Source organism: Corynebacterium sp. HMSC034H07 (assembly GCF_001815175.1).
In the GTDB taxonomy this organism is placed as follows: Bacteria; Actinomycetota; Actinomycetes; order Mycobacteriales; family Mycobacteriaceae; genus Corynebacterium; species Corynebacterium hiratae.
In genome coordinates this window covers 147,778-159,911 of the sequence record NZ_KV819530.1, presented here as the reverse complement: position 1 = coordinate 159,911, position 12,134 = coordinate 147,778, and the positions used below count along the sequence as shown (strand labels likewise).

12 protein-coding genes are annotated in these 12,134 nt (G+C 62.3%); 3 read left to right on the top strand and 9 right to left on the bottom strand.

Annotated elements, in window-relative coordinates:
• Nucleotides 1-3: 3 nt before the first annotated feature.
• The 3 genes from HMPREF3009_RS07860 to HMPREF3009_RS07850 are packed head-to-tail and all read right to left on the bottom strand — an operon-like array spanning nucleotide 4 to nucleotide 3,063.
• Nucleotides 4-1,443, bottom strand: a complete 1,440-nt coding sequence (locus HMPREF3009_RS07860; RefSeq protein ID WP_070681166.1) for a DAK2 domain-containing protein — start codon at nucleotides 1,441-1,443, stop codon at nucleotides 4-6.
• Between the two features lie 10 nt (nucleotides 1,444-1,453).
• On the bottom strand, nucleotides 1,454-2,062 hold the full coding sequence (locus HMPREF3009_RS07855) for a uracil-DNA glycosylase (RefSeq protein WP_198531126.1): 609 nt from the start codon (nucleotides 2,060-2,062) through the stop codon (nucleotides 1,454-1,456).
• A 35-nt stretch (nucleotides 2,063-2,097) separates the two neighbouring features.
• Nucleotides 2,098-3,063: a thiamine-phosphate kinase gene (locus HMPREF3009_RS07850; RefSeq protein WP_118783636.1), complete on the bottom strand. Its 966-nt coding sequence runs from the start codon at nucleotides 3,061-3,063 to the stop codon at nucleotides 2,098-2,100.
• Nucleotides 3,064-3,155: 92 nt separating this feature from the next.
• Here HMPREF3009_RS07850 and HMPREF3009_RS07845 point away from each other — a divergent pair, with 92 nt between their 5' ends.
• Nucleotides 3,156-4,070 carry a DUF3515 domain-containing protein gene (locus HMPREF3009_RS07845; RefSeq protein WP_070681161.1) on the top strand — a complete coding sequence of 305 codons (915 nt, stop codon included), beginning with the start codon at nucleotides 3,156-3,158 and terminating at the stop codon, nucleotides 4,068-4,070.
• A gap of 66 nt (nucleotides 4,071-4,136) precedes the next feature.
• On the opposite strand, the gene HMPREF3009_RS07840 is transcribed toward HMPREF3009_RS07845, so the two are convergent.
• A complete protein-coding gene (locus HMPREF3009_RS07840) occupies nucleotides 4,137-5,207 on the bottom strand; it encodes a D-alanine--D-alanine ligase family protein (protein ID WP_046649071.1) in 1,071 nt (356 codons plus the stop codon).
• A gap of 21 nt (nucleotides 5,208-5,228) precedes the next feature.
• Nucleotides 5,229-6,227 (bottom strand): NAD(P)H-dependent glycerol-3-phosphate dehydrogenase, encoded by a 999-nt coding sequence (locus HMPREF3009_RS07835; protein ID WP_070681350.1) that lies wholly within the window; start codon nucleotides 6,225-6,227, stop codon nucleotides 5,229-5,231.
• Between the two features lie 150 nt (nucleotides 6,228-6,377).
• Here HMPREF3009_RS07835 and HMPREF3009_RS07830 point away from each other — a divergent pair, with 150 nt between their 5' ends.
• Complete coding sequence (locus HMPREF3009_RS07830; protein ID WP_046649070.1) at nucleotides 6,378-7,376, top strand: NUDIX hydrolase; 999 nt, start codon at nucleotides 6,378-6,380, stop codon at nucleotides 7,374-7,376.
• A gap of 49 nt (nucleotides 7,377-7,425) precedes the next feature.
• On the opposite strand, the gene HMPREF3009_RS07825 is transcribed toward HMPREF3009_RS07830, so the two are convergent.
• The 3 genes from HMPREF3009_RS07825 to leuC all read right to left on the bottom strand — a co-directional run bounded on the left by HMPREF3009_RS07825 (nucleotide 7,426) and on the right by leuC (nucleotide 10,434).
• Nucleotides 7,426-8,094: a hypothetical protein gene (locus HMPREF3009_RS07825; RefSeq protein WP_232761024.1), complete on the bottom strand. Its 669-nt coding sequence runs from the start codon at nucleotides 8,092-8,094 to the stop codon at nucleotides 7,426-7,428.
• Between the two features lie 290 nt (nucleotides 8,095-8,384).
• Nucleotides 8,385-8,975 (bottom strand): 3-isopropylmalate dehydratase small subunit, encoded by a 591-nt coding sequence (leuD, locus tag HMPREF3009_RS07820; RefSeq protein ID WP_046649069.1) that lies wholly within the window; start codon nucleotides 8,973-8,975, stop codon nucleotides 8,385-8,387.
• A 16-nt stretch (nucleotides 8,976-8,991) separates the two neighbouring features.
• Complete coding sequence (leuC, locus tag HMPREF3009_RS07815) at nucleotides 8,992-10,434, bottom strand: 3-isopropylmalate dehydratase large subunit (protein ID WP_049154909.1); 1,443 nt, start codon at nucleotides 10,432-10,434, stop codon at nucleotides 8,992-8,994.
• 48 nt (nucleotides 10,435-10,482) lie between these two features.
• Here leuC and HMPREF3009_RS07810 point away from each other — a divergent pair, with 48 nt between their 5' ends.
• Complete coding sequence (locus HMPREF3009_RS07810; RefSeq protein ID WP_046649067.1) at nucleotides 10,483-11,196, top strand: IclR family transcriptional regulator; 714 nt, start codon at nucleotides 10,483-10,485, stop codon at nucleotides 11,194-11,196.
• Between the two features lie 40 nt (nucleotides 11,197-11,236).
• Here the strand turns inward: HMPREF3009_RS07810 and HMPREF3009_RS07805 are convergent, their stop codons facing one another.
• Nucleotides 11,237-12,040 (bottom strand): chymotrypsin family serine protease, encoded by an 804-nt coding sequence (locus HMPREF3009_RS07805; protein WP_046649066.1) that lies wholly within the window; start codon nucleotides 12,038-12,040, stop codon nucleotides 11,237-11,239.
• Between the last annotated feature and the right edge of the window lie 94 nt (nucleotides 12,041-12,134).

Here is a 12,134-nt window from a genome sequence, read left to right as displayed (position 1 = left end):
GGCTTACTCCACCCCGATCTCGGTACGCAGCCCGGGAACCCGCAGCACCACCACATCGACGCCCAAAAGCTGCGCCAGCTCGTCCTCATCGATCTCTAGTCCGGTGAGCACTGTGATCTGCTCCCCGCCGTAGGCCAATTGGCTGCGGCACGACGCCACAATCCCGTCGATGGATTCTGTATCCGGATGCACCACCCGCATCGAGCGTGCGGCATCCGCCATGGCGGCCACGGCCTCGGCGGTGTGGGTGGAACCCGGTGAGTAGACCGACAGCGCGGCGAGTCCGGACACGAGGGAATCAGTCGGGATAAGCGTGGCTGTACCAGGCGCACCGCCGAAGCCGTTGGGCAAGAAGAGGTCACCCGTCTTCGCGTGGCGAGGGCCGTCGCCGGGCTTGACGGTATCCGCCCCGGCCTTTTCAAAAAGCTCACGGGCGGCCCCTTCGGGCACTGCGGCGAAGATTCGCCGCCCGGCACGGTCGGCGGCCTGCATTTCGCCGGCCGCTGTATCGCCGGCGGAGGGAAGCACCTCGAGGCGCAGGTTACTGACTTTTCCGAGGCCATAGGCTTGTTCGATGATCGCACCAGCTTGGCAGCTATGGATGTGCACGCTGGCCGAATCCTCCGTGGCTCGTGCGATGACGAGGCTATTGCCCAGCGGGTTGAGGGCCTCCTCGAGCTGGGCGAGGTCTCCCTCGAAGAAGAAGATGACTTCAATCTCCGCGCCGGCCCCTGGCTGTGGCGCGGCACAGTTCTCTCCGTGAGACGGCAGCGATTCGCTCTGCGTGGGCTCTGCCCCTACAGTCTCTATAGCCACAGGTTCGGGGACGGTGTCTTCACCGGTGAGCTGGGCCAGCAAGCATTCCAACAAGATGACGAAGCCAGCTCCGCCGGCGTCTACAACACCGGCCTCGCGCAGCGCCGGCAGCTGGGAAGGAGTCTCCGCTAAGGCTTGCCGGGCGGCGTCGACCGCCGCGACCACAATACCGTGCAGCTGCGCGCCGAACTCCTCGGCGGCCTTAGTAGCAGCGGCGGCCGAGGCACGCAGCACGGTGATGATGGTGCCTTCCACTGGGGAGGCCAGAGCACGGTCGACCAGCGTGACGGCCAGCGAGAGGGCATCCGCCAAGACCGAACCATCCACCCGCGAATCCGTCGTGGCGTCAGCCACCCCGCGCAATACCTGGGACAGCACCATCCCGGAGTTGCCGCGCGCTCCGCGTACCGAACCGATGGCCAGGGCTTCAGCCACGTCCATCTCGCCTTTATCGGCCTCCGCCAGGGCAGATTCCATGGTGTGCGCCATGTTGGATCCCGTGTCAGAATCGGGGACCGGGAACACGTTGAGGGCGTTAATCTCGGCGCGGCGGCGCTGTAGCTCCTTAACGGTTCGCGCGGCCCACTCGTGCAGGCTACGGGCATCCAACTCGGCGGGATAAGACATGTTGGTTAGTCTACAAGCGCCAGTCCACTGGCGAGACGCCACGGGCCTCTAAGGCCGCATTCGCCCGGGAAAATGGACGCGATCCGAAGAAGCCGCGTCGTGCTGACAGGGGTGAAGGGTGCGGGGAGGTGATGCATTCCGTCCCTGGCAGGAAGGCCTGGCAGGTTTGGGCATCGCGCCCCCACAAGATGGCCACGATATCGCGCCCCGCCAGTGCTCTGATGGCGGCCTCCGTAATCGCTTCCCACCCAAGCCTGCGGTGCGAGCCGGCCTGGCCCGGGGCCACGGTAAGCACTCGGTTAAGCAGCAGCACGCCCTGGTCAAACCACGCCCGCAGGTCCCCATCCGCGCGGCCGGTGATCCCGAGGTCGTCGTGAAGCTCGGCGTAAATATTCTGCAACGAGCGGGGAGCCGGCACCCCGGGGCGCGTAGAAAAGGACAAGCCCATGGCATGGCCCGGGGTGGGATAGGGATCCTGGCCCACGATGAGGACACGTACGTCATCGAGGGGCAGCGACAAGGCAGCGAATACGTCCTCGGCCGGGGGCAGGAAGTCTTGGCCGATCTGCTGCTCAAGGCGCGGCAGATTCTCCTCCAGCGCTTGCCGGATGTGGGGCATCCACGAATAGTGAATGCGAGAGGTATCGATGTGGCTCACGCGAATCCCTCCCAGCCTTCGCGGTAGCGAGGCTCTTCTCCGTCGATGGTGACACCGGTACCGCGCACCACCCGGCCCACTTCCCGAAACCCAGAGGGAGCGGCCTTGTAGGTGGTGGCCAACAACGTGTGGTCCTCCCCTCCCGTCAGGACCCATTCCCAGGGATCAATATCGAGCACCGCGCCGGCAGCAGCTAGGAGCGGATCCGGGGCAATAGCTGCGCGGTCGAGGTCGATGCGCACCCCGGAGCGTTGTGCCAAATGCCCCACATCACGCACTAAGCCATCCGAATTATCTGTCATCGCGGTCGAACCCGTTGCCCGAGCGATAACCCCACGCCCGGGGCTCAGGGTGGGTGCACAGTGGGCGTCGACCAACGGCCACAGCTCCTCTAGTTCCGGGGGCAGCGCGCGGCCAAAGCGCTGGAGCAGAGCAAGGCCCGCTCCGGAGTAGCCAATCTTGCCGTGCGCCACCAGCTTTTGGCCCGCGCGTGCTCCATCCAGGGTCAACGGCGCTCCACTTCCTCCCAAGGAGCCCATCGCCGTGACACTGATGACCAAGCTGTCGCTGCGGGTAAGGTCGCCGCCGACCAGCTCTGCGTTATAGACCGCGCAGCGCTCAGCGATGCCCTGCGCAATCCCCCGCACGAAATCCACCGGGGTCTCCCCTGGGGCAGCAATAGCCAGCAGTGCTGCGGTGGGCCGGGCACCCATCGCCTCGATATCGGCGAAATTGCGCACGATGGCCTTTTGCCCAATTTCTGCAGCGGTCGACCAATCCCGGCGGAAATGCCTGCCTTCTACCATCATGTCTGTCGCTGCCACCGTGCGGGAATTGGGCGCTGCCGGGTACAGCACCGCGGCATCGTCACCATTGAGCGCACTCGGGGCGGCGGTGACAATCTCATGGATGACTTGCCGCTCACCGGCCTGGTCGAGGGTATGCGATAAACCCACCGTCACGGACTCCTTTGTGTTGCGCGGGCCACGCACTATACGCGTGCGCACCGTCCACGTTCGTTCTTCCTGGACTATCAGCGATAGGATAAGCCCCTATGGATACCCAATTTAACCGCACCGCAATCTACGTCTCACTCGGGATCGCCATCGCGATGGTCTTCGCGGTGATTTTTGGGGCAAAATACGTCTTCACCACCGCTGCCCAGCAACCGGTGGCGCTGCCTCCCACCCCATCTGAGGCCGCGGATTCCCCCGAGTGCGCCGCCGTGGTCGATGCGCTGCCAGACAAACTACTGGGGTACCCACGCGTCGATCTTGTCGAGCCAGCTCCCGCGGGTGCTGCGGCGTGGGCGAAGAGCTCGGAGGACAAGATAACGCTGCGCTGCGGTGTTGACTTGCCGCAGCAATTTACTGAGTATTCCCAGACCGTCGAGGCCGACGGCGAATCCTGGCTGCAGGTCGTCGACGCCACTCCCGGCTCGAATCTCACGACGTGGTACAGCACCAAGCGCGTTCCCGCCGTCGCGGTCACCACCACCTCCGACAACGCGCGCGACGACGCCCCGGAGGGTCTCGGTGATGCTCTCGACCACTTGGAACAGAAACAGCAACAGCCCAATGCCGCTCCGCTATCGCAGCTGAAGGCGGGCCCGGATTCCATGTGCAGCCGGCTGGAAAAGGCCCTGCCGGAGACCCTCGCGGAGGGCTACTCGCGCCGCGAGGATGTCGGTGACAAGAACACCTGGGTCTACAGCGCGCCGGGCCAGGAAGAGATCGTCGTGCGTTGTGGTGCGGCTGCACCGGAGAACTACCGTGCAGGTGTCCAGCTTCAGCAGGTCAATGACGTGCCCTGGTTCGAGGACACCACCCTGGCGGAGGGCACCACGGCCGGCACGTGGTTCGCGCTCGGCCGGGCGGAGGATCTCGCGCTGTCTGCTCCGCAGGAGGCAGCCAATTCCGCGCTGGTGCGGCTGAGCGACGCCCTCGTGGCCGCCACCCCTTCCCAGTAGCAACCGCGGCCTGCTCCTCTACCGCCTGCCCTTCGCACTCAGCTGAGGGACTAGGCGGGCTAAGGACTAGGAACGCGCGAGCGCGGTTTGGATGAGGGTATCCAGCAGCTCGGCATAGCCCACACCCACGGCGGCGAATACCTGGGGGTACATCGAGATGGGTGTGAAGCCGGGGAAGGTGTTCACCTCGTTGATGCAGTAGGAATCCTCGCTGACGAAGAAATCCACGCGGGACAGGCCGGCAGCGCCCAGAGCACGGAAAGCCTCAATAGCGCGCTGGCGGAGCTCAGCGGTTAGTTCATCGCTCAACGGCGCAGGGATTTCCGCCGAAACGCCCTCGTCGATGTACTTGGCATCGAAGTCATAAAAGCCTTCTTCGGACTCCGTAGTGCCCAAAAGTTTGGCGGGAACGGAAGCCTGGAGGCTACCGTCTGGGTGCTCGAGGACGCCCACTTCCACCTCTGCACCGCGAATTTCCGGCTCGACAAGGACCTTCTCGTCGGACTCGTAGGCTAGGGCCAGCGCGTCCGCGAAATCCTCCCACGCCGAAACCTTGGACACACCGATGGAGGAACCACCGCGCGCCGGTTTCACAAAGACAGGCAGGCCGAGGCGCTCCTTTTGGGCGTCGCTCAGCGTGGCTTCCCCAGTGAGCACCTCCTGGGGCGCCACAGGCAGACCTTCCGCAACCAGCAGCTTCTTGGTGAACTCCTTGTCCATGCCCACGGCCGAGGCCAGCACGCCCGCGCCCACGTAAGGGATGCCGGAGAGCTCGAAAAGCCCCTGGACCGTCCCATCTTCACCGTAGGGTCCATGGAGAACCGGCACAATGACATCCACTTCGGTGTAGTGCTCATGGCGAGTGACGTTGTGGATGCGTCCGCGCGTGGCGGGGTTGAGGGAAAGCGCCAGCTCATCGTGCAGCTCTACCTCGGGCAGGCGCCCATCTACGATGCCGAGGCCCTCCCGACTGCCCTGAGTCCAGGTGCCCTCTCGCGTGATGCCGATCGGCACAACCTCATACTTGTCCGGGTCAAGGTGCTCCATGATTGCGCCGGCGGAGATGCACGACACTGAATGCTCGGAGCTGCGCCCGCCGTACACTACGGCCACGCGCACAGGATTCGCTTCAGTCATACCGAGCAACTTTACTCGGCTTTACTCAGCTTTCTTGGTGCGACCCATCAGAGCCACGATCATGTCGTCGACAGTCACGCCGCGGTGGCACACACCGAAGACCGCTTGGGTAATAGGCATCTCTACGCCCGCGCGCTGCGCCAGCCTAAAGATGGAATCGGAAGAGATAACGCCTTCCGCTACCTGGCCATTGGTGGCGGCTGTGGCTTCCTCCAGGGTGCCGCCCTGGCCGAGGCGGTAGCCAAAGGTGCGGTTGCGGGACAACGTCGAGCTACAGGTTGCCACGAGGTCACCCATACCAGCCAGACCAGAGAAGGTGAACGGGTCCGCTCCCAGCTTCACGCCGAGACGAGTAATCTCCGCGAGACCTCGAGTAATGATGCTGGCCATGGTGTTGTTTCCCAGCCCCTTACCCGCAGCCATGCCGCAGGCAAGTGCAATCACGTTCTTGCAAGCACCGCCAATTTCCGCGCCGATGACATCGGTGTTGGTATAGGGCCGGAAATAGGGTGCTGCGGCGGCATGCTGGACAGCCTTGGCACGGTCGGCGTCGCGGCACGCAATAACCGTAGCTGCCGGCTGCTCCTGGGCCACCTCCTTGGCCAAGTTGGGCCCGGAGAGCACCGCAATGCGGTCGGGGGAAACACCGGCGGCATCGGCAATCACCTCGCTCATCAGGCTGAGCGTCGACTTCTCCACGCCCTTGGAAATCGATACTAAAGTTGCATCCTCCGGCAGCAACGGCGCCCATTTTTCCAGGTTGGACCGCAAGGTCTGCGAGGGGACGCCGAAAATGACGATGTCCGCACCCTCCAGCGCATCAGCTGGATCGGTGGTAGCGCGGATGGAGGCGGGCAACGGAAGATCTGGAAGATAATCCGGGTTCTCGTGGCGTGCATTGATGGCCTGGGCTAGCTCTTCACGGCGCGCCCACAAGCGGACGTCATTGCCGGCATCGGCAAAAACCTTTGCCAGCGTAGTTCCCCACGAGCCCGCACCCAATACTGCTACGTTCACTATGTGCCACCTCACTGTAGATTCCCGGTATATCGGCTTTCCCCATTAAAGCACGCTCGGCATTAAAGCACGCTCGGCGCGTAAGGCTGCATCGCGGCAGTGAGTGGAGGAAAATGGAAAAAGGTTAGAAGCTACTGGCGCAAAAGGAGCAGCATGCCCAAGGCAAAGAACATGCACGAGACGGACAAAGACATCAAATCCGAGGTCTTTATTTCTGGCCGACACCAAGAAGTGCCCGTCGATCCGGCCGATGAGTTTAAGCGCACGACCCTGGCCGCCGGTGCGGTTCTCTGGCGCGGTGACCCGCACGATCCGGAAGTCGCCCTCATTCATCGCCCGCACTATGACGATTGGTCACTGCCCAAGGGCAAGGTGGATCCGGGCGAATCCCTTCCTGTTACCGCCGCGCGCGAGATCCTCGAGGAAACCGGTTATACCGTGCGCTTGGGCAAACTCATCGGCAAGGTAGCTTACCCAGTACAAGGCCGCACCAAGGTGGTCTACTACTGGCTGGCGCGGGTGCTCGATGGCGAATACACCCCGAATCAGGAAACCGACGAGCTGCGCTGGATGAAGATCGATGATGCCTGCGCACTGCTCTCTTATGACGTTGATGCACAGGTCTTGGCCAAGGCAAAGAAGCGCCTGCGCCTCGCACCAACGACCCGCGTTCTCTACGTGCGCCATGCCCGCGCGCACCAGCGCCGCACCTGGGAGGGTGATGATGACCTGCGCCCGCTGGATAAGAAGGGGCGCCGCCAGGCGGAGATGCTCGTGCCGATGCTCACGCCTTTCCATCCGACCGCCATTTATAGCGCCCCGCCGCAGCGCTGCCAGCACACCGCTGCCCCGCTGGCCGATGAACTCGGCATGGACATCGCCGTTAACAAAGCATTCGGCGATGATGTCTTTGCTGAATCACCTGAGACCGCCCGCGCCGCCTTTCAGCGCGTGGTCGACGGCGGCGGCGTTCCGGTCATCGTCAGCCAAGGGCTGACAATCCCCGGCATCATCGAGTCCTATGCACCGAAGTTCATTCAAGAGCCGATCGAAGAACTCAAGTTCAAGAAAGCTTCGGTGTGGGTTCTTTCCTTCAACGACGGTGAGCTTACGGGCGCAGATTATCTAGCTAGCCCGCTTCCCGTGCGCTGAGCAGGGCATCGCCCACGTCCCTCAGGAGTTTCTACGCCGCCCTGCTGCCTTATTCAAACCGTGCTGCAGGGCGGCGCTGTATAGCGCGGGTGAAAAGGACCATCCCGAGCGCCCAGATCGGATAGGCGGCAAGGAAGCCGACGATGGGGATAAATACGACAAAGCTCGTGATGAGGGAACAGACCAGAATAAAGAGCAGCGACTGCCCTAGATTCTCCATGATTAGGTCGAGGGCCTCTCGGAAGCAGTCCATGAGAGGCTTATCGGGGTCATCCGCCTTGATCACGGGCGCTGGCCACAGGAGCGCATAGAGAATCAGTCCGGGGAAGCCACCCGCAATAGATCCGAGCGTTACCAAAATAAAGAAGCAAGCATAGACACCGGCGCAACCACTCAGCTGCGCAAACCTAAAGTAGTCGCGGAAGGTGACCTTCTCCCCATCAGCGATCTTGCGGGAACCATTGAAGAGGTTCGCCATCATCCAGCAGAGATAAGCGTAGGCGGCTAGCGCCATGACCACCATAAGAGGTATCCCCACGGTAGGAACCAGGGGTTCAATGTCCCTGCCGCTTTCTTCCATCGCTGCGGAGATTCCGCCTAAAACGGTTCCCGGCACAAGAAGAAGAGCAAAAGAGATAATGAGATGCACCAGCATGGCCAGCATCCCTGGCACAGGCTGCTTCAGGTAGCCCTTGAAGGTTTGGCCCACAATATCCATGGCGTCGATGGGCTGCGCGGGGCCCCGCCTGGTGGATTGCCAGGCGCGGCGCCGGGCTGGTGGTACCCAAAGCTTCCCGGCTGCTGGTAGCCGTAGCCGTTGGGTTGCTGGTAGCCGTAACTCCCAGACTGGTGATAGTCATAATCGCCATACCCACCTGCACCGCCGAACTGATTGCCACTGTCCCCGCTAAAGCTTTGATAAGGATTGCTCATGCCGAGGATGTTAACGCCGATATGTGTCCGGCGCCACAGGAGGCGGGGAACACTCCCACACCCCCATTGCTCACGCTAAGACGCCACGACGCGGGGCTTGAATGCCGGGCGTGCGGATTCGAAAGCCTCGATATCGTCCTCATTGCGCAGGGTCAGCCCAATGTCGTCGAGTCCCTCCATGAGGCGCCAACGGGTGTAGTCATCGATCTCAAAGGTATAGCTGTTGCCGCCGACGGTAACCGTGCGCGCTTCCAAATCCACGGTGGTTTCGGTTTCACCGGACTCCAACTGCTTCCAGATGAGCTCGATGTCTTCTTGCTCCATGAGCCCCGTCAGCAGCCCGGCCTTACCAGAGTTGCCGCGGAAAATATCGGCGAAGCGGGAGGAAAACACCGCCTTGAATCCATACTCAGCAAGCGCCCACACCGCGTGCTCACGAGAAGAACCGGTACCAAAGTCCGGACCCGCGAAAAGCACAGAGCCTTCCTTGAACGGTTCCTGGTTGAGAATGAAGTTCTCGTCGCTGCGCCAGTTAGAAAACAGGCCTTCGGCAAAGCCAGTGCGCTTGACGGACTTCAGATAGCGCGCAGGAATGATCTGGTCGGTATCCACATTGGAAACTCGCAGCGGAACGCCGACGCCAGTATGAGTTACGAACTTCTCCATTGTCTTTTCCCTTTCCTTAGGCGCCGGCTACGGCGGCATCGTCGATATCAGCTGGTGCGGCCAGGTGGCCCAGGACTGCTGTCGCCGCGGCAACGGCCGGGGACACCAAGTGGGTACGGCCACCGGGGCCCTGGCGGCCCTCAAAGTTGCGGTTGCTTGTCGACGCCGACCTCTCCCCCGGCTTCAGCTGGTCCGGGTTCATGCCCAGGCACATCGAGCAACCCGCGGTACGCCATTCAGCGCCGAAATCGGTGAAGATCTTGTCCAAGCCTTCCTCCTCAGCCTGCGCCTTGACCACGGCCGATGACGGGACCACCATCATGCGGGTATCAGCCGCGATACTGCGCCCCTTGACCACCTCGGCGGCGGCGCGCAGGTCCTCGATGCGAGCGTTCGTGCACGATCCCAGGAAGACAGTGTCGATCTGGATATCGCGCAACGGCGTGCCCGGCGTGAGGTCCATGTACGCCAGGGCCTTCTCGACTGCGGCCTTCTCGCCATCGTCCCCGCACTCCTCCGGGTCGGGCACCGCAGCGCTCAACGGCAGACCCTGGCCCGGGTTGGTGCCCCAGGTGACAAACGGGGTGAGGGCGGAGCCATCGATCTCGACGACGGTATCGAAATCGGCCCCCTCGTCGGTCGGCAGCGTCTTCCAGTATTCGACCGCTGCGTCCCAGTCTTCGCCCTGCGGGGCGAACTCGCGGCCCTTGACGTACTCAAAGGTTGTTTCATCCGGAGCAACCATGCCAGCGCGGGCACCAGCCTCGATGGACATGTTGCAGATCGTCATGCGCGCTTCCATCGACATCTTGCGAATGGCCTCGCCGCGGTACTCGATAATGTGGCCCTGGCCGCCGCCAGTGCCAATCTTGGCGATGATAGCCAAGATCAAGTCCTTGGCGGAAACACCTTCCGCCAGCTCACCGCTAACCTCGATAGCCATCGTCTTGAAAGGCTTGAGCGAAAGCGTCTGAGTGGCCATGACGTGCTCAACCTCGGAGGTACCGATGCCCATGGCAATGGAGCCGAAGGCGCCGTGCGTCGAGGTGTGCGAGTCACCACACACAATGGTCATGCCGGGCTGGGTGATACCCAACTGCGGACCAACGGTGTGGACAATGCCCTGCTGGGCATCACCCATCGAATGCAGGCGTACGCCGAACTCCTCGCAGTTCTTGCGAAGGGTAGACACCTGTGTACGGGAAACTTCGTCCTTAATCTCCAGGAGATTTCCGGTCTTTATACCCACGGTGGGAACGTTGTGATCCTCCGTGGCTAAGTGCAACTCAGGGTGCCGCATCGTCCGTCCAGCCAGGCGCAGACCGTCGAAGGCCTGCGGGCTGGTAACTTCATGCAAGAGCTGGAAGTCAATGTAGAGGAGATCAGGCTCGCCGTTCTCCCCCTTGCGCACGACATGGTCGCGCCATACCTTCTCTGCGAGTGTCAATTTCTCAGTCATGTTTCTCTCCACTTGAAATCTCAATTAATGGGACGTAGATTTCATTATATGGGAGAGTATAGCGCAGTATCAGGAATAAAGGTATTGGATCGCGCAGTTGCCATCATGATGGCCGCGACCAACCGCCCCTCCACGCTTAACGAGCTTTGTGAGACCACCGGCCTGCCCCGAGCAACCGCACACCGTCTCGCCACAGCACTCGAGGCACACCGGATCCTCACCCGCACACCCGACGGAAAGTGGGGTGCGGGCCCCGCCCTTCCCGGCAACCGCGATCGCATCATTGAAACCGCCGGGCCCATCATGGAAGAGCTCCTTGAGGCCACCGGTGAGTCCGTACAGCTCTATGAGCTATCTGGAACAACCCGCACGTGCATTGCTACACGCGAGCCGGAGATTGGCCTGCACAACGTCGTACCCGTCGGCCGCCAACTACCCCTTACTTCCGGCTCAGCCGCCCGCATCTTCGCAGCTTTTGCGGATGTACACGTTCCCGATGCCCTTTTTAGCGAGCACGACATCGAGCTCGCGCGCACCAACGGCTACTCCGAATCCATCGAGGAGCGCGAATCGAATCTCGCTTCCGTTTCCGCCCCCGTCTTCGACGCCGCCGGCAACTTTATCGCCGTGCTCTCCGTCTCCGGCTCCGCCGAACGATTCCGCCCCTCCCCAGCGGAGAAGTTCGCTGACGTGCTTGTCGACGCCTCCTCCCGCCTCACCGCCGCGCTATCCCACGACGCTCCGGGGAAAGCGGGACGCTAAAGCTCGCCTACGAATTCCCATCCGCCTAGATACCAGCCGTTTAAATACTTAGCCCGAAGTACATGGCTAGGCCACGCAACCCTTCCGGACCCGTGCTGCTCGTCGAAGACAGCGCCTCTCCCCTCTCCTGCACCATGCGCACTGGGTTTCCCGGCTCCCGGTTGGGGCGACGCGGCACCCAGCCTTGGTGCGGCAAGTGCGCCAGCTCGTCTGCTCGCGGCATGCGAGCATAGTTAGAGAAGGTTATGGTTTGCCCATCGCGGCTAGCCTGAGTGATCCCCTGGTAGATGCCCACCACACCCGGCTGCCCCGGCACGGAGACTGCTCCACCGCTGTCCCCTGGCGCCAACGCCACGTCCACAACGTAGTTCATTCCTGGGAAGAGCCCCGGGCCACGCACCGCGGTGCCACACTGGCGCTCGGTAGCCTGCCCGTCGAAGCACACCGTTGATCCCTCACTAGGCACGGGTGCCATTCCATCTCCGGTGAGCGGGTTTCCCGCAGAGTAGGTCCCACCGGCAAACTGGATATAAGCCAGGTCATGCCCCGCCGCACCCGAGGGCTTGAACCAGCGCAGCGTACCTACGTGCTGGCCTGCGTCGTTATACATCTGCTCGCCATTGAGACCGCAGTGCGCCGAGGTCCATGCCCGAGTGGCCTCAACATAGCCGATGCTGCACAGAGAACCATCGGAGGCGACAATCTTTTGGCCTTGGGTAACCGGCACGCCCTCGCCAGCCATTGCGGGGGCAGCAAACCCAATGGCCAGCGAGCACGCGCCCACGACAGAAGCCAGGCCAGACAGAAGGCGCGAAGAACGGTGCTGAAGAGACTTTTTCATCATTTCCCTACTCTAGCGCTTTTCACATATGAATCACCTTTCACTTCGTGCACAGCCATCAGGGTGGGGCACCCTCACCCACCCCCACTATTGAAAA

Bases quoted from the DNA above. Each gene is read 5' to 3' on its own strand.
- HMPREF3009_RS07860 (WP_070681166.1), bottom strand. From the start codon at position 1,443: ATGTCTTATCCCGCCGAGTTGGATGCCCGTAGCCTGCACGAGTGGGCC.
- HMPREF3009_RS07845 (WP_070681161.1), top strand. From the start codon at position 3,156: ATGGATACCCAATTTAACCGCACCGCAATCTACGTCTCACTCGGGATC.
- leuD (WP_046649069.1), bottom strand. From the start codon at position 8,975: ATGGAGAAGTTCGTAACTCATACTGGCGTCGGCGTTCCGCTGCGAGTT.
- HMPREF3009_RS07840 (WP_046649071.1), bottom strand. From the start codon at position 5,207: ATGACTGAAGCGAATCCTGTGCGCGTGGCCGTAGTGTACGGCGGGCGC.
- HMPREF3009_RS07830 (WP_046649070.1), top strand. From the start codon at position 6,378: ATGCCCAAGGCAAAGAACATGCACGAGACGGACAAAGACATCAAATCC.
- HMPREF3009_RS07805 (WP_046649066.1), bottom strand. From the start codon at position 12,040: ATGATGAAAAAGTCTCTTCAGCACCGTTCTTCGCGCCTTCTGTCTGGC.
- HMPREF3009_RS07855 (WP_198531126.1), bottom strand. From the start codon at position 2,062: ATGCCCCACATCCGGCAAGCGCTGGAGGAGAATCTGCCGCGCCTTGAG.
- HMPREF3009_RS07825 (WP_232761024.1), bottom strand. From the start codon at position 8,094: ATGGATATTGTGGGCCAAACCTTCAAGGGCTACCTGAAGCAGCCTGTG.
- leuC (WP_049154909.1), bottom strand. From the start codon at position 10,434: ATGACTGAGAAATTGACACTCGCAGAGAAGGTATGGCGCGACCATGTC.
- HMPREF3009_RS07810 (WP_046649067.1), top strand. From the start codon at position 10,483: ATGGGAGAGTATAGCGCAGTATCAGGAATAAAGGTATTGGATCGCGCA.